Source organism: Streptococcus sp. CCH5-D3, from assembly GCF_001556435.1.
GTDB lineage: Bacteria > Bacillota > Bacilli > Lactobacillales > Streptococcaceae > Streptococcus.
Genome location: NZ_LSIW01000077.1, coordinates 39,703 through 64,216, shown reverse-complemented (window position 1 = coordinate 64,216; position 24,514 = coordinate 39,703). Strand labels below are relative to the sequence as shown.

The following is a 24,514-nucleotide window of genomic DNA, read 5'->3' as shown; positions in this document are numbered from 1 at the left end:
TCCTTTTCTAGATTAGGTAAAATTCTGAGGTTCGTGATCAATAATCAAACGCAGGTCCTTGTTCTCAGGCTCCTGAGTCATGTCAAGGACCCTATTAAGCGTTTCTTCCAAGTTATCCTCAAAACGGTATTTGATAATAATCTGATAGTGATAAAGGTTATGTGTTCGGGCAATAGGCTTAGGCGTTGGCCCTAGGAAGGTCACCTTGTCTGACAGGTGCTCTCTTAAATAAGCCATAACCTCATAGCTCTTGCGAACTACAAACTCTTCATCCTTGTGAGAAAGCGTAATTCCTACCGTATAGAAATAAGGGGGATAGGCCAACTGACGTCGAATCCCCATTTCATAGGCGTAGAAACCTTCATAATCCTGTTGCTGTGCAAACCGAATGGCATAATGACTAGGATTATAGGTTTGAATAATAACTTCCCCTTCCTTGTCAGCACGACCAGCACGACCAGCCACCTGAGTCAACAGTTGGAAGGTACGCTCAGCTGAACGAAAATCTGGTAAATTTAGCGACGTATCTGCATTCAAGACCCCTACCAAGGTAACATTTGGAAAATCCAAGCCCTTGGCAATCATCTGAGTTCCAAGCAAAATGTCAGCCTTACCACTTCCAAAGGCCTCCAAGAGTTTCTCGTGAGCCCCTTTCTTGCGTGTCGTATCAACATCCATACGAATCACTTTGGCTTCTGGCAAAAGTTCCGTCAATTGGTCATAAGCCTTCTGTGTCCCAGTCCCATAATAGCGAATCTGACGGCTCTGACAGTTAGGGCAGACATGTGGTATTGCTTTTTGAAAATCACAATAGTGGCAATTCATGGTCTTGGTATCCATATGCAAGGTTAGGGAAATATCACAGTTGGGACAATCATCCACATAGCCACAGTCACGACACATGACAAAAGAGGAATACCCACGACGGTTCAACATTAGCACGACTTGTTCCTTACGTCCCAAGCGTTCTCGGATTTTCTCTAAGAGAGGTGGCGTAAAATCACTCGCCTCTTGACGGCCCACAAAATCCTTGAAGTCCACCACTTCCACCTGAGGAATTTTGGCATTAGGATTAGCCCTCTGAGTCAACTCAAGAAAATGGTAAACCCCTTTCTGAGCTCTCGCCCGAGTCTCAATAGACGGTGTTGCTGAACCAAGAACAAGCACGGCTCCATGACTCTTAGCCCTAAGCAAGGCCACATCTCTAGCATGGTAGCGAGGATTGGATTCTTGTTTATAAGTAGCCTCATGTTCCTCATCGATAATGATAGCTCCGATATTGTCCAAAGGAGCAAAAATAGCTGAACGCGCTCCTACCACAACCTTGGCCTGACCAGATTTAACCTTACGCCACTCGTCAAATTTTTCACCGTCTGACAAGCCTGAATGCATAATCGCCACCAAGTCCCCAAAACGCGAAATGAAACGATTGGTCATTTGGGGTGTCAAGGAAATTTCTGGCACCAAGACAATAGCAGTTTTACCCATTGCCAAGGTCCTCTCGATAAGATGCAGGTAGACCTCGGTCTTACCTGATCCCGTTACCCCTTCCAATAAGAAAGGTTTGCCACCTTGTCCAATTTGGCGCGTCATTTCTTCAACCGCATGCGCCTGTTGGGCATTAAGCTCAAGAAAATCTGTCTTTTCTACCTTTTCAAAGTAGCTATCGGCACGATTGACCTCAACTTCGGTGATGACCAAGGCACCAGCTTCAATGAAAAACTTAACAACATCTCGTGAAAAAAGCTTGTGGAGGTCCGTCAACTTGCCAGACTCACTCTTTTCTAGCAAGAAGTCTCGCAACTCCAATCGTTTCTTAGCCCTTTGCGAAATAGCCAAAGTCTCGAGAATACCCTTTTGAACACTATAGTGCTTCTCAGTCTTGATATTCTGCTTATCTTTAGCAAGGTAATCAACCGTTACACGCCCAGACTGGACCAGACGAGGAATGGCTTGACGTTGTACCTCTGACAACTGCGAGAAAAGAATATGATTCTGCCCTTGAAGGAGAGTCGCTTTTTCCTCTTCACCCAGTTTATCAGTTGCCATGATAACCTTATCGTACTGCGAATTAAGGAGACCGGGTAGCATTGACTTCAAGATGGAAATCTTATAAGAAAAGACCGTATGTCGCATCTGATTAGCCAAATCCAGCTGTTCCTGATTAAGCACTGGCTCATAATCTAAAAGCTCAGTGATGGGTTTTAGTTCAGGAAAATCTCTTAAATTTTCCTGCTCTTCCAAGCCAATAATAAAACCTTGAAGTAAACGATTTCCTTTACCAAAAGGCACATGAACCCGCATACCGATGGCGATTTGTTCTTGCATGGCTTCCGGTACCAGGTAACTATAAGGTCTGTCCGTCTGCATCAGAGGAACGTCGACAATAATATGTGCTACTAAAACCATAAATTTCCTCCTGTCACTTCCTTAAGACCAGCATCTTCCGAGCTCAAGAAAATATGAGCTGCCTATTATCTTCATAAAGAAGGAAGCTGAGACACTATGCCTCAGCTCCCCTCTCCTCATAAACCAAAGCAAGACTTTGATTTTAGATTTTATCGCCTTCTTCTTTTTCTTTAGCGATTTGTTCTTTGATTTTACGTTCTTCTTCCTCAGCAGCAAGACGTGCTTGAATCACTTTCAAACGTGCCAATTCACGTTTAGATTCAGGATCTGGGTGGATAGTCACATTCCCAGATTCAATCTCTTCAAGGGCTTGAAGGGTTGGTTTTACTGACGTAAACTCTTGAGTTGGTTCAGCACCAGCGGCTAATTCATGGGCACGTTTGGCTTGCAAAATAACCAATGAATATTTTGAAGGCACTTTATCCAAAAGTTTGTCAATAGAGGGTTTCAACATCATAATTCTATACCTATTTCTAATTTATTTATCTGATAATTTCTTTTCTGAAATCATATTACGATAGCGACCAATCACACGGTCAACTCGGAAGTGTTCTGCTTCAATAACACGTTTGACACGCTCAGCAGCCAAAGGCACTTCGTCATTAACAATGGCATAATCGTATTCGCTCATGAGAGCAATTTCTTCACGCGCACGCTCGATACGTTGAGCAATAACTTCCTCAGAATCTGTCCCACGACCAACCAAACGTTCTTGAAGCTCGTTCAAATCCGGTGGTGTCAAAAAGATGAAGACAGCATCTGGGACCTTTTTCTTAACCTGAAGGGCACCTTGAACCTCGATTTCAAGGAAAACATCAATACCTTTATCCAAGGTTTCATTAACATAAGTCAAAGGTGTTCCGTAGTAGTTACCCACATACTCAGCATATTCCAACATTTGGCCATTACGAATAAGCTCTTCAAATTCCTCACGCGAACGGAAGAAATAATCCTTTCCATCAACTTCACCAGGACGTTGAGCACGTGTGGTCATTGATACTGAGTATTCAAATTTGTGGTCAGGTGTTGAAAAAATCTCCTGACGAACAGTTCCTTTTCCGACACCAGAAGGCCCTGAAAAAACAATCAAAAGTCCACGTTCAGACATGTCTTCTCCTTAAACTAAGATTAAAAATCTTCTTATGACTCACCTTAAAAAAGAGAAAACAATCATCTCTTTTTTGGGCTTAGGGGTTGTTCAGTGATTAAGTTACAGCTCACTTTTCAGAGCATGCGTTTTTCCTTACTATTTTACCAATAAAAGTGACTTTTTTCAAGGTGAGGACACCATTAAAAAGAATGAATCCTTTTTCCCAGTACTCACTCTTTTTTAAATACTCTTTTAAACCAAACCAGTCAAGAGACCTTGCATGAATTCTTCTGAATGGAACTCACCAATGTCATCAATTTTCTCACCAAAACCAATTAACTTAACTGGAATATCCAACTCTTGGCGAATGGCTAGAACCACACCACCCTTGGCACTACCGTCCAACTTGGTCAAGACAAGACCTGTAAGAGGTGTGATTTTTGAAAATTCCTTAGCCTGACTAAGCGCATTTTGACCTGTTGAGGCATCCAAGGCCAAGAGGGTTTCATGAGGTGCTTCTGGAACCACACGCTTGATAATACGACCAATCTTTTCAAGCTCTGCCATAAGGTTGTCTTTATTTTGCAAACGTCCCGCAGTATCAATCATAAGGACGTCAACTCCCTCAGCAAGGGCCTTTTCCATACCATCAAAGACCACTGAAGCTGGGTCAGCCTTCTCAGCACCGGTCACTACTGGCACATCAACACGACGCCCCCACTCAACCAACTGAGCGACAGCTCCCGCACGGAAGGTATCAGCAGCTACCAACATAACTTTTTTGCCTTCTTGTTTGTATTTATGCGCCAACTTACCGATAGACGTTGTCTTACCAACCCCGTTGACACCAACGAAAAGCATGACTGTCAAACCATCTTGGAAATTAATCTGCTCCTTATAGACGTCATCCTTCTCATAAATGTCCACAAGTTTTTCGATAATCAAGCGTTGCAAATCTTCAGTCTTTTTGACATTTTCAAGGCGGGCTTCATAACGTAAGTCTTCCGTTAATTGCGTTGCAACATTAACACCCACATCGGAAAGAATCAGCATTTCTTCCAATTCTTCGAAGAACTCCTCATCAACACGACGGAAATTCGCAAAGAATTCATTCAAGCGAGCAGCAAAACCTGTACGCGTCTTCTTAAGGGTACGATTGTATTTTTCTTGTTCTGTTTCAGTTTTTGAAGCCTGAACTTCTTCAGGTTTTTCCTCAACTTTACGAGTTTGAACAGCCTCAAAAGTAACCGTTTCACCTTTTTCTGCAGCAGCAGCTACCTGAGCCTTTTTAGCATAGTAATCAGCCATGACATCTGCGAAGTGGTTATCCACAGCGACTTGGCTTTCTTCTGACTCTGATACGCCCTCTGATTCACTTGATGCCTGATTATCAACAGAAAGGTCTTCATCAGACGCTACTTCGCTTTCTTCAACAGATTCTGTAGACGAAATCTCTTCTACTTGAGTCTCTGACTCACTGAGCTGTTCTGCTTGACTTTCACTTGTTTCTTCACTTGTTGACAAGTCTTGATTATCAAGAGCCTCAGTTTCTGAAATTTCCTGTTTTGCTACAGTTTCCTGTGACTGGTTCTCCTCTTGTCCAAATAATCGATCAAATAGACCCATTTGGTTCTCCTTATTTCTCTAGAATATATTTGTGGATGGCCTCAGCCACTCCAGATTCCTCATTAGTTTTTGTCGTTACTGCCTTGGCAACAGCCTTAACCTTAGGAACAGCATTTGCCATAGCCACACCAAGACCAGCCCACTCCAACATGGTCAAGTCATTTTCCTCGTCTCCCATGGCCATGACCTGACTTTTATCAAGGGCAAGATAATCAGACAAAAGTTTCAAGCCTACAGCTTTATGAACTCCTTTGGGCATGACCTCAAGGATAATCTCACGAGACTTAAAAACTTCAAAATTCTGGTATAGCTGTTTAGGTAGTTTTTCAATTTGGGCATCCAAAAATGCTTCCTCACAGACCGTAACTACCTTATTATAGACGATATTTTCAGGAATGTCATCAATACTCTCCACATCGACGAAGGTCAAGGTAGGATTAGCCTGACGATAGAGAGAATGATTGCCTTTACTTGGCACACCATAGACAATGCCATCACTGATAACATCCATAGGGAGCCCTAGAGGTTCAAAGACAGCATAAATCTGCTTTAAATCTTCTCGACTCATCTCTTTCTTTATGAGGATATCCCCATTATTACGCTGAACCAAGCCACCATTGAAGGTCACACTATAGTGCTTATCATCTAACAAGCCCAAATCTTCCAAGATATGAGTAATAGCTGGCAGAGGACGACCAGTCGTAATGACCACATGAACTCCCTTAGCTTCTGCCGCCTTCAGAGCAGCTCTATTTTCAGCTGTTACTTGCTTATCCTTAGTAAAGAGGGTCCCATCTAGGTCCAAGGCTAGTAATTTAATCTCAGACATCTGAGCCCACCAATCCTTCCATGTAGTCAAAGACTGCACCATCTTTATGGTGACCAATCACCTCATCTGCTACTGCCTTAATCTCATCGCGGGCATTTTCCGTAGCAACCGCATGCCCAGCAAAGGTCAGCATCTCCATATCATTGAGATTATCACCAAAGGCTACAACATCTGAAGCTTGACGCCCCAACTCTTGACAAAGATGGTAAAGACCAAAGCCCTTATCCACACCTTTAAGGATAATATCCATAGAATCAAAGCCAGTTGTCACAGCTGTCATATCCTCAAAAATCGTGTTGAGGTAGTCACCACGTTCCATAATGGTATCCCCTTGGAACTTAGCAGTTACCTTGAAAATATCATCTGTAACCGCTTCAAGGTCCGTTGTCATAACATTTTCATAGTAACGTTCCATGGCCTTAAGATAGGCTGGATCTGCATCGTTTGGAGCATAGGCACCACGACGTCCCGACAAGAGAATTCCCTCGCAAGTTGGCAAGGCTAAAGTCGTGTCTGCAATTTCTAAATAATCTTTAGGTTCTAGCTTGGACTCAAACAGGACTTCACCCTTGTACTGAACCAAGGCCCCATTCTCCGCAATAATAGCAATGCGGTCCACAAAACCATCAAAAAGCTCCTCCAAGGCCAAGAGAGCTCGGCCAGAAGCTACTGTAAAAACGTAATCTTCAGCTTCACACGCATCCAAAAGGTTTTCCAAACGTGCCTTGTCATAGGCACCAAGATGGTCTAGAAAGGTACCATCCATATCTGTTGCTAAAATTTTCAAAATAATCTCCCTTCAGGTCGAACATACTTGCCCCTATTGTACCAAAAATAGGAATATAAGTTTGGGAAAAGCCAAAGAAATTAGAGAAAATATGGCATTTTACTTGCAAATTCAGTATTTTAGTTGTATCATTATGGTAGTACAAAAATAATACTATTATACTTTTAGAAAGGAGTCTCTTATGGCTTGGACATTTGATGAAAAATCGCCAATTTATCTCCAAATTGCCTATCGCGTCAAACTGAAGATAGCTTCCAAGGAATTGAGTATGGGACAACAACTCCTACCCGTTAGAGAATTTGCTCAGGAAGCTGGGGTCAATCCCAACACTGTACAAAGAGCCTTCCAAGAACTTGAAAAAGAGGGGTTGGTCTACTCTGCCCGTACCTCTGGTCGCTTTGTTACCGAAGATGAAAAACTAATTGATCAAAAACGACACGAGATTGCCCAAAGTCTCATGAAAAACTTTGTCACTGAGATGACAGCCATTGGTTTTAGCTCACCTGAAATCAAAGCTATCATCACTGACTACATCGAACAAACAGGAAAGGACTTATAGACCGATGACTGATATTGTAACTCTAACAAATCTCACCAAGACCTATAATGGTATTCCAGCCCTTAGAGATGTGACCATGTCCATCCCTTCTGGTAAAATCATTGGTCTCTTAGGACCAAACGGTAGTGGTAAAACAACCCTAATCAAAATTTTGAACGGCCTCCTTCAACCGACTTCAGGTTTAGCAACTATTAATGGATCTCAGCCATCACCTATCACAAAGGCGCAAGTGGCTTATTTGCCTGACACAACCTATTTAGATGAAAGTAAGACAATACAGTACTACTTGGATTTCTTCCAAGATTTCTATGCTGACTTCCGTTATCCTCTTGCCTTGCAACTCTTGCAGGATTTAAAGCTCCAGCCTGATTTGCGCCTTAAGGACCTCTCAAAAGGTAACAAAGAAAAAGTTCAGTTGATTTTGGTTATGAGTCGTGAAGCTAAACTCTATCTCCTCGATGAACCTATCGGTGGAGTCGATCCTGCGTCACGTGACTACATCCTTAAAACCATCATCAACCAATACTCTGAAGATGCTTCTGTTATCATTTCAACCCATTTGATTGCAGATATTGAATCCGTCCTAGATGAAGTTGTCTTCTTAAAATACGGTCAGATTGAACTTCAGGGTGATGCTGATAATATCCGTCAAGCCCATGGCAAATCTATCGACAAACTCTTTAGAGAGATGTTCCACAACTAGGAGGTATGAGCATGTTTTGGAAATTAGTTAAATATGAATTACAATCGGTCCGTAAATGGTATCTTGGCATCTATGGTATTGCCATCCTACTCTCTATCCCCTTGGGTTTAATGCTTCGAAAATCTATTTTTGTAACTGAACAGAGCCACCAAGAACCTAGTCTACTCTTCTTTGCTTTCTTCACACTGATGGTTTTTGCCACTATTATTGTTTGGGGAACTATTTATATAGCGACAATAGTCCTTATTATTAGACGCTTTGCAAAGACTGTCTTTGGAAGAGAAGGCTATCTAACCAATACGCTCCCAGTTTCTGCTCACCAATTAATCTTGTCTAAACTCTTGGTAGCCTTTATTTTAGATATCATTTCATCACTCGTTATACTCCTTTCGATTGGAATTATAGCTGCTTTCTGCCTTGATATGAAAGATATCCTCCTAGCTACCAGCTACTTTGGCCAGATCCTAAAAGAGATAGGCGCTTTCTACCTCTTCATCCCTTCTACAATCTTGTCAATGATTGCTGGTATCCTTTTCTATTACCTCTGTATTAGTATCGGAAACCTCTTCAATACTAACAAAGTTCTTATGGGGTTTGTCGCCTTTTTCGCCATTCAGGCTATCCTATTCTTTATTGGTTTCTTCTTTGGACTCGGTGCAGCCTTGACCGGAGATGCAACATATACTGCAATTAATAACTCGTCATATATCATTAGTCTAGTTCAGTCTCTCATTCTCATCGCGGCAAGTTACTTTGGTACCTACTTTATCATGACCAAACGCTTAAATTTGGACTAAAGAAAAACCGTGTTCCTTTTGGAACACGATTTTTTTTTTGCATTGAAAAGACTTATTTACTTTGTTCTTTACGATAAGTCTCGATTTCGGCTTTGTTACCCCAAACGAAGTGTCCTGGACGTAGTTCAACCATTTCTGGTTTATCAACAGAATAGTCATGTTGGTTTGGATCATAAACCTTCAAGACTTTCTTACGTTCCAAGATCGGGTCTGGAATAGGAACAGCAGACAAGAGTGACTTGGTGTAAGGGTGGATAGGATTGTTGTAGAGTTCTTCTGTCTCAGCAACTTCCACGATTGTCCCCTTGTAAATAACAGCGATACGGTCAGAAATGAAACGGACCACTGACAAGTCGTGAGCGATAAAGAGGTAGGTCAATCCCAACTCTTTTTGGAATTTCTTAAGCAAGTTCAAAACTTGGGCACGGACTGACACGTCAAGGGCTGAGATTGGTTCGTCAGCGATGACCAAGTCAGGTTGCATAACCAAGGAACGCGCAATCCCAATACGTTGACGTTGTCCCCCAGAAAATTCGTGAGGGTAACGTGTCAAGTGTTCCTCAAGAAGTCCCACTTCTTTGATGATTTCCTTGATTTTGGCTTTACGATCTTCCTCATCCTTATAGAGATGGAAGTTATGCAAGCCCTCAGACAAGATATAATCGACTGTTGCACGTTCATTCAAACTAGCCGCAGGGTCTTGGAAAATCATCTGGATACGACGTATAAGGTCGTTTTTCTCAGAGTGAGATAAGTGTCCATTGATTTTCTTACCGTCAAAAATAATCTCACCATTACTTGTATCATTTAGACCAATAATGGCACGCCCGATAGTGGTTTTACCACTACCAGACTCACCAACGAGGGAAAAGGTTTCACCCTTGTTGATGAAAAAATTAGCATTGTGGACAGCAACGAATTTCTTGCTTCCTTCACCGAAGGAAATCTCCACATCTTTTACTTCAACTAACTTCTCAGGCATTGCCTTCCTCCTCATCTCCTAAATGTGCAAATCCCATATTAGCACGGATTTTTTCATGTAGATTTTGGATAACCGCAGGTTTTTCAACTTTTGGTGCATCCTCATGTAAGAGCCAGGTCTTAGCCCAGTGAGTATCTGAAACTTGGAATTGTGGAGCTTTTTCCTCAAAGTCAATCTGCATGGCATAGTCTGAACGCAAGGCAAAGGCATCTCCAACAACTGGTGTATAAAGTGATGGTGGTGTCCCTGGAATTGAGAAAAGCTCACCCTTATCGTCAGCCAACTGTGGCAAGCTTGAAAGCAAGCTCCACGTGTATGGGTGACAAGGCTCATAGAAAATTTCCTCAACAGTTGCATACTCGATGATTTCACCAGCATACATAACAGCAACCTTGTCAGCGATACTTGCTACCACACCAAGGTCATGGGTAATGAAAATCACTGAGAAACCGTACTCTTCTTTAAGTGATTTCAAGAGGTCAATGATTTGAGCTTGAATGGTTACGTCAAGGGCAGTTGTTGGCTCGTCACAGATAAGGACATCAGGACGACAAGCCAAGGCAATGGCAATGACGATACGTTGACGCATCCCACCAGAGTATTGGAAAGGATATTCGTTGAAACGTTTTTCAGCATCAGGAATACCAACCTTGTCCATGTAATCAATGGCCATTTTTTTAGCTTCTTTAGCTGATTTTCCTTGGTGTTTGACAATGACTTCAACAATTTGGCTACCGATAGTCTTAATTGGGTCAAGACTGGTCATAGGATCTTGGAAGATAGTCGCGATCTTAGCTCCACGAATAGGTGCCCAATCTTGGTGACTCTTAAGTTTGGTCAAATCTTGGCCACGATAATCAATAGAACCGCTAGCTACACGACCATTTTCTTCAAGCATCCCTGTGAAAGTCTTAGTCAAAACTGATTTACCTGAACCAGACTCACCAACCAAGGCTAAAACTTCACCTTCAACCAGATCAAGGGAAACTCCTCGAATGGCTGTCAAAACACGGTCACGAACGTCAAATTCCACGACGATATCGCGAGCCGATAATATTACATTTTTATTTTCTGTCATATTGGACTCCTATCTATGCGTACGTGGGTCACTGGCATCCGCCAAGTTTTGACCGACAATAAAGAGAGAGAGGGAAACGAGGATCAAGGTAGTCAATGGAATCCAGAAGAGATAAGCATTGACTGTAACGTTCTGTGCATAGTCTGAAATCAAACGACCAAGACTAGGCGTTGTAACAGGAAGCCCCAAACCAAAGTAAGAAAGGAAGGCTTCGTAAGAGATAAATCCTGGCAAGAGCTGACTAGCCATAGTCACGATAACTGATACAAGTTGTGGCATGATATTTTTAACCACAATCTTAGGAGTTGGTGTTCCCAAAGTACGAGAAGCCAAGTTGTACTCCAAATCACGGTAACGCATGATTTGAATACGGATAGTATAAGCAATACCAATCCAACCTGTGACAGTCATGGCAAAAATCATGTTCCAGAAACCTGCACCCAATGAGTAAGTCAAGACGATAACGACAAGGAGGGCAGGAATGTTTGAGATGATGTTGTAGATTTCCATCATAATCATATCAAAGGTCTTAGAAATCCCCCAAACAGCACCAACGACTAAACCAATAACAACGTTAATGAAGGTAGCGATAACAGCAATAAGGATAGAATTACGAGCTCCAAACCAAACACTGTCAAAGAGAGACTTACCATTACTGTCCGTACCGAACCAGTATTGAGCATTTGGATGCACATAACGTACACTAAAGTCATTAACCTTAGACACGTCATTAAAGTCAAATTTTGAAAACATTGGGTAGATAAAGCTCATCAAAATGATAGCAATCAAGATTCCCAACATGACAGTTGTTGACTTTTTCTTGAAGAACTGACGCATCACCGATTTCCAGTATGAATAGGCCGGCGCATCAATTGTTTCAGAGGCAAAATCATCGCGCTTTACAAATTGGAACTTACTTTTATCAATTGAAGCCATTATTTACCTCCTTTAGATGTCAATTTGATACGTGGGTCAATCATAGTCATAAGGATATCACCCACAAGCAATGAGAAGATGGTGAGGGCTGTGAAAATAAATACAAGACCCACAACCATAGCGTTATTTGAAGCACGGACAGAGTCAATCAACATTTTACCCATACCAGGGTAGGCAAAGATTGTTTCTGTCAAGGTTGCCCCTGTGATAACACTAACGATAGATGCTGGGATCCCTGAAACCAAGGAAACCATAGCATTTTTGAAAATGTGTTTATTCGAAATTTCTTGTTCTGACAACCCTTTGGCACGTGCAAAACGAACGAAGTCTTGTGATTGCAAGTCAATCATATAACGACGAATCCAAATAGCAAGACCTGGTGTTGACAAGAGACCGAGAATAACAGATGGCAAGACGTATGAACGCCAGTCACCTGCACCCAAGATAGGGAAGGAGTCTGGAAGACCAATCTCAGAACCAATCAAACGGATGATATAAACCAAGGCGATGGTTGGTAGTGAAAGCAAGAAAGTCAAGACACCTGTTGACACACTATCAAAGAGTGTGTTTTTAAAGCGTGCCATGTATGATCCCAATGGAATTGCCAAGGCATAAGACAAGACCAAACCAATCAAACCTGCAATAGCAGAACTTGTCACCATTGATGGGTATTGGTAGCGACTCTTGGTAGCTGTGTATGGGTCATTTCCATAGTAAGAACGATCTCTCGCATCAGCCTGACTTGGTGATTTATAAGTACGAGAGTAGATATCTACTGAAGATATCTTCTTACCAGTAGGGAAGTTGACCTCAGAGCTTTGTGTTTGCCCTTGGCCTTGCGTAATAACATCAAGAACACCTTGCTCAGCATAAGTTGGATAAGAGGTACCAAGGTTCATCTTCACAAAGTTTTGGTGAACAAATGGGAACTGACCGTTAAAGTAAAGCAAATATTTATGCTTAGTTCCTGAACCGACAACTGACCAACCGATAGCTGGATCATTTTCAATACGGATGTAACGCTTCAAGTTTGGATTTGTTTTATCTTTAACCCATCCAGTATTGTCAAATTCAAAGAGGTGCGTATAGAAGCCAAACACACGTTCAAGCACTGGCACATCACGTGTTGCATAGAATTGTTTACTTTGCTTGAATTGATGCAAACGCCAGCCATGTCCTAAACTATCCACATATTTTTGGTAAATAGCTTTATTTTCTTTTGTTGGCTTAGTGGTTACCGACTTATCAAGGGAGCTAGCTTTCTCCTGCAACTCCTTGGTGTCATAGTAATCAATGTAACCCATACGTTCATAGATTGTATTTTCATAGTTAGCCTTAGAATCAGCTGTCTTAGCAATCTTGTTGTAGTTAGGGTCCTGTCTGAAAATCAGACGCCTCGGCACCATGGTATAGATAATCGTGTAGGTCAAGGCCGTCACGACAAATATTGACAATAGAGAACGGAGGGTTCTCAATAAAATGTATTTTTTCATGTCTCTTCCTTTAATTCCAAAAGAACTTTCCCAATCTAATGAGAAAGTTCCATCGTCCTTTTATTTAACGTGTTTCTCAAGGTCTTTTTGAGCTTTTTCGTTGGACTTAGACTTTTCTTTAAGCCAGCTTTCACGGGCTTTATCATAGTTTTTCTTAGTGACAACATCTTTTTGAGGCTCAAGGTACTTAAAGTATCTGTCAGAACCCTTAGGTCCCACTTGAGAGTAAGCACCTGAGAATGGTGTCAAACGAGCTACCATTGGAGCAGCACCCTTGTTAACCATAAGTGGCATGAAGAGTGAGCTATCTTCCAACCAAGCTTGTGCCTCTGCATAACGTTCATAACGTACGTTGAGGTCGCTTGTTTCTTTAGCTGCATTATCAACCAAAGCATCAAAGTCTTTAAGACCTACTTGAGCTGCTGCTGCATTGTTAGGATCGTCGAATCCCATGTAAGTTTTTGTGTTCTCACTAGCTGTTGTCTTGAAGATATCAAGGAATGTTGATGGGTCTTCGTAGTCAGGTGCCCAAGCAACTGAAATATTGATATCCCAGTCTTCTGCTGCTGCGTTAGCTGCATACAAAGTACTGTTAAGAAGATCATCTTGAGACATTTGATGAACGTCTACAACCACATTTTCTTTTCCGAGTGTCTTTTCAACAGATTGTTTCAAAGATTGTGCACGTGCTACAGTTGGTTTTGCAGCTTGGTCAACTGGAAGGTCCAAGTGAATTGGGAATTGAACACCTTGTGCTTGGAGAGCTTCCTTAGCTTTATTAAATTCAGTCTTAGCCTTATCAGCGTTGAAGAGACCATCTTGGCTGTCTTTAAGGTTAACACCTGACCACTCGTCACCATATGAAGGCATCTTTTCAGTTACCAAATCACCGAATGACTTGTCACCAGCATAAACAAAATCAGGTTTCACAAGAAGGTTACGAACAGCAAGTGCTGCACCTTTTTCACCATTAAGTTGTGCTGAATAAGCTGTACGGTCAATAGCAAAGTTAACTGATTGACGGAAATCCTTGTTAAGAAGAGCTTTCTTAGTTGAATCTTTTTCAGCATCAGTCTTCTTAGATGTATGGTTGTAAGACTGACGGTCAATATTAACACCAACCCCACCAATATCTGCAGATGGTTGTGTATAGAAGATATTATCTTTATATTGTTTTTCTACTGAATTAAAGTTTGAGCTTGTTGGATATAGACGTGCTTGGCTATAAGCGCCATCAGTGAAATTACGAACAAGCGATTCTTGGTCTGATGCATCATAGAAAGAAAGTTTAATGCCATCGAAGTGGACATTTTTCTTATCCCAGTAGTTTTCATTTTTAGCCAACTCAATAGATGATTTAGCTGTCAACGACTTAAGGATGTATGGACCATTATAAAGGATAGATGATGGATCTGTTGATTTACCAAAGCTATCCCCTTTTGACTTAAGGAACTCTTCATTTACAGGCCAGAAGAGAGAATAAGTCATCTTAGAATTCCAGTAAGGTTCTGGTTGTTTAAGTGTGTACTGAAGAGTGTAATCATCAAGTGCTTTAACGCCAACTTTAGAGAAGTCTTTATCAGTACCATTGAAATAATCAGCAAGACCTACTACAGAATCTTTTGCCAAGTAAATTGACTCTGTCTTTTTATCAGCAGCATGCTTAAGACCTGTTACGAAGTCTTTAGCTGTTACTTCTGCATACTCTTCACCGTCTGAAGTATACCATTTAACTCCTTTACGAAGTTTGTAAGTATAAGTCAAACCATCAGCTGAAACAGTCCAGTCCTTGGCAATAGAAGGTACCAAGTTACCATATTTATCGTTTTCCAAAAGGCCATCGACACCATTTGTCACAGCGTCAGTCGTTGAACCTTTATTGGAAATAAGGTAATCCAATGTCTCAGGATCAGCAGTATAAATATAGTTATAAGTATTGCTTGAAGTGTTTGATTTTGATGAGCAAGCCACTAAAACCCCAACACTTAGAAGGGAAACACCCGCAAGGGCCAACCATTTACTTTTTTTCATAAGCATTCTCCAAAAAATCTTTTTTATATGCCTACATTATACCATAAAAAATAAGATGAGTACAATTTTCAGAATATTTTGTCTTATACTGACTTTCTCACAATTTTACCCCTTACGAACACTATGGATTAGCCCTTTTTGGACAAAAGAAAAAGGCTAACTGCCTTTTTCTCAAGAATATTATTTAACGTGTTTCTCAAGATCTTTTTGAGCTTTTTCGTTAGATGCTTTCTTTTCTTTAAGCCATTTTTCACGACTTTGTTCATATTCTTTCTTAGTAACTACTTTTTCTTGTGGTTTCACATATTTGAAGTAGTCTGATGAGTTCTTATCACCCACTTGCATGCTAGCACCCGTAAATGGTGTCAAGCGTGAAATAACTGGTGCTGCACCGTTACCAACAGTCAATGGAATGACAAGCGAGCTATCTTCCAACCATGCTTGAGCTTGGGCATAGCGATCGTAACGAGCGTTGAGGTCTGTTGTTTCTGAAGCTGCTGAATCAAGCAAGGCATCATAATCTTTAAGACCTACTTGAGCTGCGGCCGCATTGTTTGGATCATCATAACCCATGAAAGTCTTGGTATTTTCACTTGAAGTTGTCTTAAAGATATCAAGGTAAGTTGATGGATCTTGATAGTCTGGACCCCAAACCACACCGTTTGAAATATCCCAGTCTTCTGCTGCCGCATTTGCCGCATTAAGGGTTGCATTTTGCATATCATCAGATGACAACTGGTTGATATCGATAACGACATTTTCACTGCCCAATGATTTTTCAATCGTTTGTTTCAATGATTGAGCTTGAGCAACATTAAGTTTAGAACTTTGATCAACTGGAAGGTCCAAGTGAATTGGGAATTGAACACCTTCACCTTGAAGAGCTTCTTTGGCTTTGGCAAACTCAGTCTTAGCTTTTTCCGCATTGTAGAGACCATCTTGACCATCCGCAAAATTGACACCAGACCATTCATCACCGTAAGTGCTCATCTTGTCTGTCACAAGGTCACCGAAGGTCTTATCACCTGCACTGACAAAATCAGAAGGAACAAAGAGGTTACGTAGAGCAAGAGCTGCCCCATCTTTACCATTTACTTGAGATTGATAAGCTGTACGATCAATAGCGAAGTTGATTGATTGACGGAAGTCTTTGTTTAGAAGAGCCTTCTTAGTTGATGTCTTTTCAGCATCTGTCTTCTTAGCTGAGAATTTATAGCTTTGACGATCAATATTCACACCAATAGCTGCTGTAGACGCACCTGGTGCTGTGTAATAAATATTATCTTTATATTTCTTTTCTACTGACGCATAGTTAGAGCTCATAGGGAAGACACGTGCAATGCTGAGAGCACCATCTGAGAAGCTACGCTCTTGAGCCTCCTGGTCAGAACCATCATAATATGACAATTTGATAGCGTCGAAATGCACGTTCTTCTTATCCCAATAATTCTCATTCTTAGTCAACTCGATAGATGATTTAGCTGTCAAAGATTTAAGAAGGAAAGGACCGTTATAAAGGATAGAGGTTGGGTCTGTTGACTTACCAAAATCTTTTCCTTTATTCTTAAGAAAGTCTTCGTTAACCGGGAAGAGCAAACCATAGGTTGTCTTAGAATTCCAGTATGGTTCTGGTTTTTTAAGGGTATATTGCAATGTGTGATCGTCGATTGCTTTGACACCTACATTTGAGAAATCTTTATTGGCACCAGAGAGGTAGTCAGACAAGCCTGCAATAGAATCTTGTACCAAATAGAGGGCTCCAGCTTTGGAATCAGCCGCATGCTTAAGACCAGTCACAAAGTCCTTAGCAGTCACATCAGCATACTCTTCACCATCTGAAGTGTACCATTTAACACCCTTACGGATTTTATAAGTATAAGTCAGACCATCTTGAGAGACAGACCAATCTTCAGCTACTGAAGGGACAAGATTTCCATATTTATCTGCTTCCATAAGACCATCTACACCGTTTGTCACAGCTGTCTTAGTAGGTCCTGTATTTGAAGTGATGTAATCCAATGATTCTGGATCTGAATTATAAACATAACCATAAGTCGTTCCACTAGTACTTGACTTAGAAGAACAAGCCGCTAAGGCACCTACACTGAGGAGTGCCACACCCGCAAGGGCTAACCATTTGCTTTTTTTCATAAGATTTCTCCAAAAAATAAAATTTTACTCTTTCATTATAGCATAAATAATCAAGAAAAGGAGTCATTATCAGACTATTTTGCACAATTATTGCACCTGATGAAATACGAAAAATTCAGCAGTCCCTTGTGTTTTCTGGATTTCTAGCTACTTTAATCGATTTATTTTTAATCACCAGTCATGCATAAAACAAAAAGGCCTAACACCTTGGTTAAACCTCTGTTTCTAAGTTAAAATTAGCTATTAAGAGCTTGAGCAGCTGTAATAATCGCCAAATTGTAAATATCTTCAGCACTAGCCCCACGAGAAAGGTCGTTAACAGGTTTATTAAGACCTTGTAAGATTGGTCCGATAGCTTCGAACATTCCCAAACGTTGGGCAATCTTATATCCAATGTTACCTGCTTGCAAGCCAGGGAAGACAAAGACATTAGCATGTCCTGCTACGTCACTATCTGGAGCCTTAATAGCTGCTGTTGCTGGAACAAATGCTGCATCGAACTGCAACTCCCCATCAATAGCCAAGTCAGGACGCATTTCTTTAGCAATATTTGTTGCTTGAACAACCCTGTCAACTTTTGGCGATTTAGCAGAACCTTTTGTTGAGAAGCTAAGCATGGCCACTTTAGGATCAATACCAAAAACTTGAGCTGTTTCAGCAGTATTAATTGCAATTTCTGCCAACTCTTGAGCATTTGGTTCAATATTGATAGCACAGTCAGCAAACATCAAGCGATGATCGGTATTTTCACGGTTCATAAGGAAGACACCTGATGTACGAGAAATACCAGGTTTTGTTTTGATAATTTGAAGGGCCGGACGTACCGTATCCGCTGTTGAGTGAATAGCACCTGAAACCATCCCATCAGCAAGACCAAGTTTAACTAGCATAACACCGAAATAGTTGACATCATGAAGCAACTTTTCCGCATCTTCCATTGTCGCTTTCCCTTTACGGATTTCAACAAATTTTTCCTTCATTTCCTCGAAATCTTCATAGGTTTCAGGATTAACAATTGTATAGTTAAAGTCTGCAAAACCAAGATCGTTCAAGATTTTGTGAACCTCTGCTGGGTCTCCCAAAATAATAGGATCAACCAATCCTTCAAATTTCAAACGGGCTGCTGCACGAACCACACGGTCGTCGTTACCCTCAGGGAAAACAATCTTAACACCTTTCCCTAAAATATGTTCACGAAGTTCACCAAATAGACTACGCATAAAAAAATTCCTCAATCAATCTTTTTTAGTTTGTAAATTCATGATAACGATTTCAAAATCATCTGTCAAGGAAGATGCATGGACCATCTCTTTTTTGGTGAAAGGATCAACAAATGCAAGACGGTGACAATGCAAGGCTTGACGCTTAATACCATAGTCTAGGGACCCGCCATAAAGGTCGTCTCCCAAAAGAGGCAAACCTAGGTGGGCAAAGTGCACACGAATCTGGTGCGTACGTCCGGTATGAAGATTGATATCAACCAGTTTAACCCTACCATAATCAGCTACCAAGCGATAGCTAGTGTGGGCATATTTCCCCGATTTATGAACCCGACGTGTAATAATAGAATCTACATCACGCGCAATCGGTGCAATGATTTCACCCTGCTCCTCAAGTTTTGTATCACCTTCAACCAAGGCATAGTAATGCTTCTTAATAGACTTCTGCTGCAACTGTTTATCCATACGCGCGTGGGCATAACCATGCTTAGCAAACAGCATGAGACCAGACGTGTCCTTATCCAGACGTGTCACAATATGCACACGCTGGTTAGGATAATTGTTGCTAACGAAGTGATGTTTAACGAAATTAGCCATGGTATTATCATGGTTAACACTTGGAATACTGGCATAGCCATAAGGTTTATTGATCACCAAGAAGTTATCATCCTCATAGACAATATCCAAGTCAAAAGGGATAGGTTTCAAGGTCTCGTGCGGTGCCTCATCAGGGATTTCAATGGCAACCACATCTCCTTCATGGACAGGATAAGTCGCAAACTGCTCCTCACCATTGACCCAAATATGACCGCCCTCAAACTTAATCTTGGCCAGTAGCCCTTTAGAAATATCGTGCTCCTTCAAAAAGGTCTTAACCCGACAAGAACGCCCTACTGTAAACTCATATCTCATTCTTCCATGTCTCCAATAAAGGAATCACGTACACGTTCCCAGAAACTTGTATGGCTGGCACTAGCCACAAAGGAAATCTTACGTTGGTCAATTGAGAATTCTACCTTTTTCACATTACGGTTGGTATAGGTTTTATTATCAACGGATAGAGTGTAGCTTCCCATTCGGGTAGGATAAACCGTAATCTTCTCATGCTTAGGTACAATAAGGGGACTTCCTAGGGTACGATAAACACGATTATTAAGACTGGCAATCTCAGTCAGTTGCAAGGCTTCAATGGTGGGATGAAGGACCGCACCACCCAAGGATTTATTGTAGGCCGTTGATCCTGTAGGCGTTGACACCGACAGCCCGTCACCACGGAAGCTCTCAAACAAGACATCATTAAGGCAAACATCTGCTGCCATGGTTTTCTCATTACGCTTGATGGCTGCTTCATTGAGGGCAATCGACGTAAAAGAACGACCATCAGCCAGGGTCAATTTGACATTCAAAAGAGGGTAAGAAATCTTTGCACCACTATCTTTTCGAAGCGTCTCGATTAATTGATCCACTTCACTATCCAAATAATCCGTATAAAAGCCTAGATGACCCGTGTGAATCCCTACAAAACGCACACGCGCAAGCTCTTTTTCATACATATGAAAGGCCGATAGCAACATGCCATCACCACCAATTGAGATGACCACATCTGGGTTTTTCTTGGTCAAATAAAAATCAGGATCATCTCGAAAGGCATTAAAAAGTTTCGAGGCAACACGCCTACTTTGGGGTTTGCCATTGGCAATAATAGCTACCTTCATCTCATCCGAAGAGGTCTTCATCTGTGTCATCACTATTTCCTACACTATCCTTCAAAGTTCTATTAATTGGATCAAAAAGCAACTGGGCTTCTCTAATATCATCACGTATCTTCCGCATTTCTTCGTCAAGCTCATAAGCCATGCGGGCCGTAGTTTCCAAGCGAAGTTTAATCTCCTCAGGAAAATTCCCCTGATACTTGTAATTAAGGGAATGTTCAATGGTGGCCCAAAAGTTCATGGCCAAAGTCCTAATCTGAATCTCTGCAAGAATCTCCTTACGACCATCAATGGTGTCAACGGGATAAGAGATAATAACATGATAAGAGCGATAACCCGAATTTTTACGGTTTCTGATATAGTCTCGCTCTGAAACAATAGTCATATCACTACGATGACGAAGCAAAGCCAAAACCTCATCCACATCATCGACAAATTGGACCATGACTCGGAGACCAGCGATATCCTGCATATCTTGAGCCAAATTTTCAATCGAAAGGCCACGAAGGGCGATCTTCTCTTCAATGGAAGCCACTGACTTCACACGTCCCGTCACAAACTCAATGGGCGAGTGACGATTTTGCTTACGAAATTGTTTACGAATGCCTCGGAGCTTGATTTTGAGCTCACCTACGGCCTGAATATAGGGGTCTAGAAATTCTTCCCAATCCATGGTCAAGATAGGACTCCTCCTTGTCAAAAGCTTTAGTTTTTTATAAAATAAATACAATCTGTTATATTATACCACATTTGAAAGCACAAGGGAGGACACACATGAACCATTTAGAGATAGAGTACAAGACTCTACTCACCAAAGACGAGTACAATCGTTTAGCGATGCTTTTCTCCCATGTGACACCTGTTACGCAAACAAACTACTACATCGACACTCCTCAGAGTGACATGAGAAATAAAAAGTTGTCTTTGCGTATTAGGACACTTCCCACTCATGGTGAGCTGACCTTGAAAATCCCTGAAAAAGTCGGGAACATGGAGTACAACGTTACCATGGATTGTGCGGATGCTAAGGCTTTGACTAAGTCGCTGGACTTTCCTGATTGTCAAATCAAATCCATTCTTTTAGAACGTGGGGTTAAACTAGAGGACCTAACCATCCTCGGACATTTGACCACAACTCGTCGCGAGTACCAGACCAACATCGGCCTCATGGCTCTTGATGTCAATGTCTATGCTGATAAGAAAGATTACGAGCTTGAACTAGAAGTTTCGGATGCTGAGAAAGGTAAAGACGACTTTGATGCCTTTCTTAAAGAAAATAACATTGACTTTAAGTACGCCAAGAGTAAGGTTGCACGCTTTGTAGCTACCCTCAAACGAGACAAAGACTAAAATTTAGACAAGGAGTTGGCTCCTTGTTTTTTTATTTTAAACACATGCAGCTTCAAATACCACAAGTATTTAGAACTTCAGAGGATAATAGATTTCTCTAAAAACGCATACAAAGGAATTTTATCTAACAAAGGTTCGGTATTTTTCACTAATATCACACTTTGAAGGCTGAAATTTCTGCTTCTTTTTGCTAAAATAGAACTATCTGTAGTTTTATTACAATAGCCCTAACTGGGCTTAGCATCTTATTTTTTTAAAGGAGTCACCATCGTCATGGTACATCAAAAAGCAAACCCACAATTGAAATTGTTCTCGCTCAGCTCAAACCCAGAAATTGCTGAAAAAATTGCTGAGGCTACTGGATTGCCACTTGGTAAAGTATCTTCACGTCAATTTTCTGACGGTGAAATCATGATCAACATTGAAGAGTCTGTTCGTGGGGACGATATCTATATCATCCAATCTACTAGCAACCCTGTTAACGACCACCTTTGGGAATTGCTCATCATGATTGATGCCTGCAAACGTGCCAGTGCTAACTCTGTCAACGTTGTTATGCCTTACTTTGGTTATGCACGTCAAGACCGTATCGCTGCGTCACGTGAACCAATCACTGCTAAATTGATTGCCAATATGCTAGTTAAAGCTGGTGTCAATCGTCTCTTGACGCTTGACCTTCACGCTGTCCAAGTTCAAGGATTCTTCGATATCCCAGTAGATAACCTCTTCACAATGCCTTTGTTTGCTGAATACTACAACAAAAAAGGATTCACAGGAAGTGATGTTGTCGTTGTTAGCCCTAAAAACTCGGGTGTTAAACGTGCTCGTAGCTTGGCGGACTACCTTGATGCACCAATCGCTATCATTGACTACGCCCAAGATGATTCAGAACGTGAAGAAGGCTACATCATCGGTGAGGTTGAAGGAAAAACAGCAATCTTGGTTGATGATATCCTTAATACTGGTAAAACGTTTGCTGAAGCTGCTAAAATCCTTGAACGTGGTGGCGTTAAAGACATCTATGCAGTAGCTAGTCACGGTCTCTTTGCAGGAGGTGCTGCAGAAGTCCTCAACGCTGCCCCAATTAAAGAAATCTTGGTGACAGATTCAGTTGCAACTAAAGAAAAAGTTCCTACAAACGTTAAATACATTTCAGCAAGTAAGCTAATCGCTAACGCTACTACTCGTATTTTCGAACGTCAACCACTTAGCCCACTCTTTGCTTACACTGCAAACGAGGACTAAGCTATGGTTTATTTGGACAATGCAGCAACAACTCCTTTAAATACTGCTGCTATTTCAGCTATGACACATGTCATGACTGAAACCTTTGGAAATCCATCCAGCCTCCATGCTTACGGTCGACAGGCTTCTAAGGAACTTCGTGAAGCCCGTGAAGAAATGGCCAAATACTTTGAAGTCCCTGCTCGTAAGCTTATTTTCACTTCTGGTGGGACTGAAGGAAACAATACAGCTATCAAAGGTTACGCCCTAGCCAATCAATCTAAAGGTAAGCACCTGATTACAACTGCTATTGAACACCACTCTGTCCTTCACACCATGGCCTACTTGGAAGAGCGTTTTGGTTTTGAAGTAACCTATATTCAACCAAAAAATCAAGTCATTACTGCCCAACAAATCGCTGATGCCTTACGTGACGATACCATTCTAGTTTCTGTTATGTATGCCAATAATGAGACTGGCCAATTACTTCCTATTAAGGAAATTGGTGACTTGCTTGCCAATCACCAAGCTGCCTTTCACGTCGATGCCGTTCAGGTAGCAGGAAAGCTTCCTATTCACCCAGAGGAACTTGGAGCCGATTTTCTCTCTATTAGTGCCCATAAATTCCACGGACCTAAAGGTGTCGGCTTGCTCTACCATAACGATTTGCATTTTGACAACCTACTTCACGGTGGTGAGCAAGAAGAAAAACGCCGTGCCAGTACTGAAAACCTGGTCGGGATTGCAGGTATGACCGCAGCTTACAAACAAGCTAGCGACCACTACCAAGACAATTACCAGCATGTTGAAAAGATTCGTCAGGCCTTTCTAGATTCCCTTACCATTCCTTATGAAATCAATGGTGGAGGACCTAGCCTACCTCACGTCATCAACATCAGTTTTCCTGATAAGGAAAACGGCCCTCTCTTAACCTTGTTAGACCTAGCAGGCTTTGCTGTCTCAACGGGTTCTGCTTGTACTGCTGGAACTGTTGATCCAAGTCATGTCATCCAGGCCCTCTATGGCAAGGATTCTGACAAGCTAAAAACAGCCATTCGCATTAGTTTATCAGAGGAAAATACCGCTGAAGAACTCCAGGCCCTAGCAGAAAAACTTAATCAAATCATAGGAGACTAACATGGCATTTGAAAAAAGCATTCATTTGACTGACTGTAAGTACCGTTACACCATCAGTCCTAATGTCAAAAAATTCACTCTACGTGATACGACTTTTGTGCAAAATAAAATCGGAAACTACGAGTTGCACCGCCTTCTCGAAAAAGTACCTAACTCAGGCGAAGGTTTCCCACTCAAAATCACTATTAACAAAGACTTGACAGGCTTCAAATTGTCTATCACAGACAAATCTGGCCTTCGTAACGTTAATATCTTTAAAAATGAAGATCATCACATCTTGCAAGAAAAATTCTACTTCTTGATGCAGAGTTTGGTTGATCGTAACGTTTTCGAGCAAGAAGAAGTCTAAGTTTTTTCTTACTACATAGAAATAGCCTATCCATGTGATAGGTTTTTTATA

General features: G+C 41.4%; 23 protein-coding genes. 7 read left to right on the top strand and 16 right to left on the bottom strand.

Annotation, left to right across the window (positions count from 1 at the left end):
* Positions 1-12: 12 nt before the first annotated feature.
* The 6 genes from AX662_RS05410 to AX662_RS05385 all read right to left on the bottom strand — a co-directional run bounded on the left by AX662_RS05410 (position 13) and on the right by AX662_RS05385 (position 6,741).
* Positions 13-2,409, bottom strand: a complete 2,397-nt coding sequence (locus AX662_RS05410; RefSeq protein ID WP_060971841.1) for a primosomal protein N' — start codon at positions 2,407-2,409, stop codon at positions 13-15.
* Between the two features lie 142 nt (positions 2,410-2,551).
* Positions 2,552-2,866, bottom strand: a complete 315-nt coding sequence (gene rpoZ / locus AX662_RS05405; RefSeq protein ID WP_002886855.1) for a DNA-directed RNA polymerase subunit omega — start codon at positions 2,864-2,866, stop codon at positions 2,552-2,554.
* A gap of 21 nt (positions 2,867-2,887) precedes the next feature.
* Positions 2,888-3,517 carry a guanylate kinase gene (gene gmk, locus AX662_RS05400; protein WP_002884259.1) on the bottom strand — a complete coding sequence of 210 codons (630 nt, stop codon included), beginning with the start codon at positions 3,515-3,517 and terminating at the stop codon, positions 2,888-2,890.
* Between the two features lie 234 nt (positions 3,518-3,751).
* Entirely contained in the window at positions 3,752-5,125 is a 1,374-nt protein-coding gene (gene ftsY, locus AX662_RS05395) for a signal recognition particle-docking protein FtsY (RefSeq protein WP_060971840.1), read from the bottom strand.
* A gap of 10 nt (positions 5,126-5,135) precedes the next feature.
* Entirely contained in the window at positions 5,136-5,954 is an 819-nt protein-coding gene (locus AX662_RS05390; protein WP_060971839.1) for a Cof-type HAD-IIB family hydrolase, read from the bottom strand.
* A complete protein-coding gene (locus AX662_RS05385; protein WP_060971838.1) occupies positions 5,947-6,741 on the bottom strand; it encodes an HAD-IIB family hydrolase in 795 nt (264 codons plus the stop codon). The genes AX662_RS05390 and AX662_RS05385 overlap by 8 nt, the downstream gene beginning before the upstream one ends.
* A 181-nt stretch (positions 6,742-6,922) precedes the next feature.
* On the opposite strand from AX662_RS05385, the gene AX662_RS05380 reads away from it, so the two are divergent.
* From AX662_RS05380 to AX662_RS05370, 3 genes are read left to right on the top strand one after another with little or no spacing between them, the layout of a single operon-like run.
* Positions 6,923-7,300 (top strand): GntR family transcriptional regulator, encoded by a 378-nt coding sequence (locus AX662_RS05380; protein ID WP_060971837.1) that lies wholly within the window; start codon positions 6,923-6,925, stop codon positions 7,298-7,300.
* A 4-nt stretch (positions 7,301-7,304) separates the two neighbouring features.
* Positions 7,305-8,003 (top strand): ABC transporter ATP-binding protein, encoded by a 699-nt coding sequence (locus AX662_RS05375; RefSeq protein WP_060971836.1) that lies wholly within the window; start codon positions 7,305-7,307, stop codon positions 8,001-8,003.
* Between the two features lie 11 nt (positions 8,004-8,014).
* Positions 8,015-8,800 carry a hypothetical protein gene (locus AX662_RS05370; RefSeq protein ID WP_060971835.1) on the top strand — a complete coding sequence of 262 codons (786 nt, stop codon included), beginning with the start codon at positions 8,015-8,017 and terminating at the stop codon, positions 8,798-8,800.
* Between the two features lie 52 nt (positions 8,801-8,852).
* On the opposite strand, the gene AX662_RS05365 is transcribed toward AX662_RS05370, so the two are convergent.
* The 10 genes from AX662_RS05365 to AX662_RS05320 all read right to left on the bottom strand — a co-directional run bounded on the left by AX662_RS05365 (position 8,853) and on the right by AX662_RS05320 (position 21,082).
* Entirely contained in the window at positions 8,853-9,782 is a 930-nt protein-coding gene (locus tag AX662_RS05365; protein ID WP_002884751.1) for an ATP-binding cassette domain-containing protein, read from the bottom strand.
* Positions 9,775-10,860, bottom strand: a complete 1,086-nt coding sequence (locus tag AX662_RS05360; RefSeq protein ID WP_002884363.1) for an ABC transporter ATP-binding protein — start codon at positions 10,858-10,860, stop codon at positions 9,775-9,777. Before AX662_RS05360 ends, AX662_RS05365 begins: the two co-directional genes overlap by 8 nt.
* Positions 10,861-10,869: 9 nt before the next feature.
* Entirely contained in the window at positions 10,870-11,796 is a 927-nt protein-coding gene (oppC, locus tag AX662_RS05355) for an oligopeptide ABC transporter permease OppC (protein WP_022496729.1), read from the bottom strand.
* Positions 11,796-13,289, bottom strand: coding sequence for an ABC transporter permease (locus AX662_RS05350; RefSeq protein ID WP_060971834.1), 1,494 nt, complete (start codon positions 13,287-13,289; stop codon positions 11,796-11,798). Before AX662_RS05350 ends, oppC begins: the two co-directional genes overlap by 1 nt.
* A gap of 60 nt (positions 13,290-13,349) precedes the next feature.
* Entirely contained in the window at positions 13,350-15,320 is a 1,971-nt protein-coding gene (locus tag AX662_RS05345) for a peptide ABC transporter substrate-binding protein (protein WP_060971833.1), read from the bottom strand.
* A 180-nt stretch (positions 15,321-15,500) separates the two neighbouring features.
* The gene (locus tag AX662_RS05340; RefSeq protein ID WP_060971832.1) at positions 15,501-17,471 is read right to left on the bottom strand and encodes a peptide ABC transporter substrate-binding protein; all 1,971 of its coding nucleotides are present in this window, start codon (positions 17,469-17,471) and stop codon (positions 15,501-15,503) included.
* A gap of 236 nt (positions 17,472-17,707) precedes the next feature.
* Positions 17,708-18,691, bottom strand: a complete 984-nt coding sequence (gene pta, locus AX662_RS05335) for a phosphate acetyltransferase (RefSeq protein WP_060971831.1) — start codon at positions 18,689-18,691, stop codon at positions 17,708-17,710.
* Positions 18,692-18,706: 15 nt separating this feature from the next.
* Entirely contained in the window at positions 18,707-19,603 is an 897-nt protein-coding gene (locus tag AX662_RS05330) for an RluA family pseudouridine synthase (protein ID WP_060971830.1), read from the bottom strand.
* The gene (locus AX662_RS05325; protein ID WP_002884507.1) at positions 19,600-20,436 is read right to left on the bottom strand and encodes an NAD kinase; all 837 of its coding nucleotides are present in this window, start codon (positions 20,434-20,436) and stop codon (positions 19,600-19,602) included. Before AX662_RS05325 ends, AX662_RS05330 begins: the two co-directional genes overlap by 4 nt.
* Entirely contained in the window at positions 20,408-21,082 is a 675-nt protein-coding gene (locus AX662_RS05320) for a GTP pyrophosphokinase (RefSeq protein WP_014634828.1), read from the bottom strand. The genes AX662_RS05325 and AX662_RS05320 overlap by 29 nt, the downstream gene beginning before the upstream one ends.
* Positions 21,083-21,177: 95 nt before the next feature.
* Here AX662_RS05320 and AX662_RS05315 point away from each other — a divergent pair, with 95 nt between their 5' ends.
* The 4 genes from AX662_RS05315 to AX662_RS05300 all read left to right on the top strand — a co-directional run bounded on the left by AX662_RS05315 (position 21,178) and on the right by AX662_RS05300 (position 24,463).
* Entirely contained in the window at positions 21,178-21,753 is a 576-nt protein-coding gene (locus AX662_RS05315) for a CYTH domain-containing protein (protein ID WP_002886838.1), read from the top strand.
* A gap of 273 nt (positions 21,754-22,026) precedes the next feature.
* Positions 22,027-22,998, top strand: coding sequence for a ribose-phosphate diphosphokinase (locus tag AX662_RS05310; RefSeq protein WP_002886837.1), 972 nt, complete (start codon positions 22,027-22,029; stop codon positions 22,996-22,998).
* Between the two features lie 3 nt (positions 22,999-23,001).
* Positions 23,002-24,114 (top strand): cysteine desulfurase family protein, encoded by a 1,113-nt coding sequence (locus AX662_RS05305; RefSeq protein ID WP_060971829.1) that lies wholly within the window; start codon positions 23,002-23,004, stop codon positions 24,112-24,114.
* A 1-nt stretch (position 24,115) separates the two neighbouring features.
* Complete coding sequence (locus AX662_RS05300) at positions 24,116-24,463, top strand: DUF1831 domain-containing protein (protein WP_002884733.1); 348 nt, start codon at positions 24,116-24,118, stop codon at positions 24,461-24,463.
* Positions 24,464-24,514 lie beyond the last annotated feature (51 nt).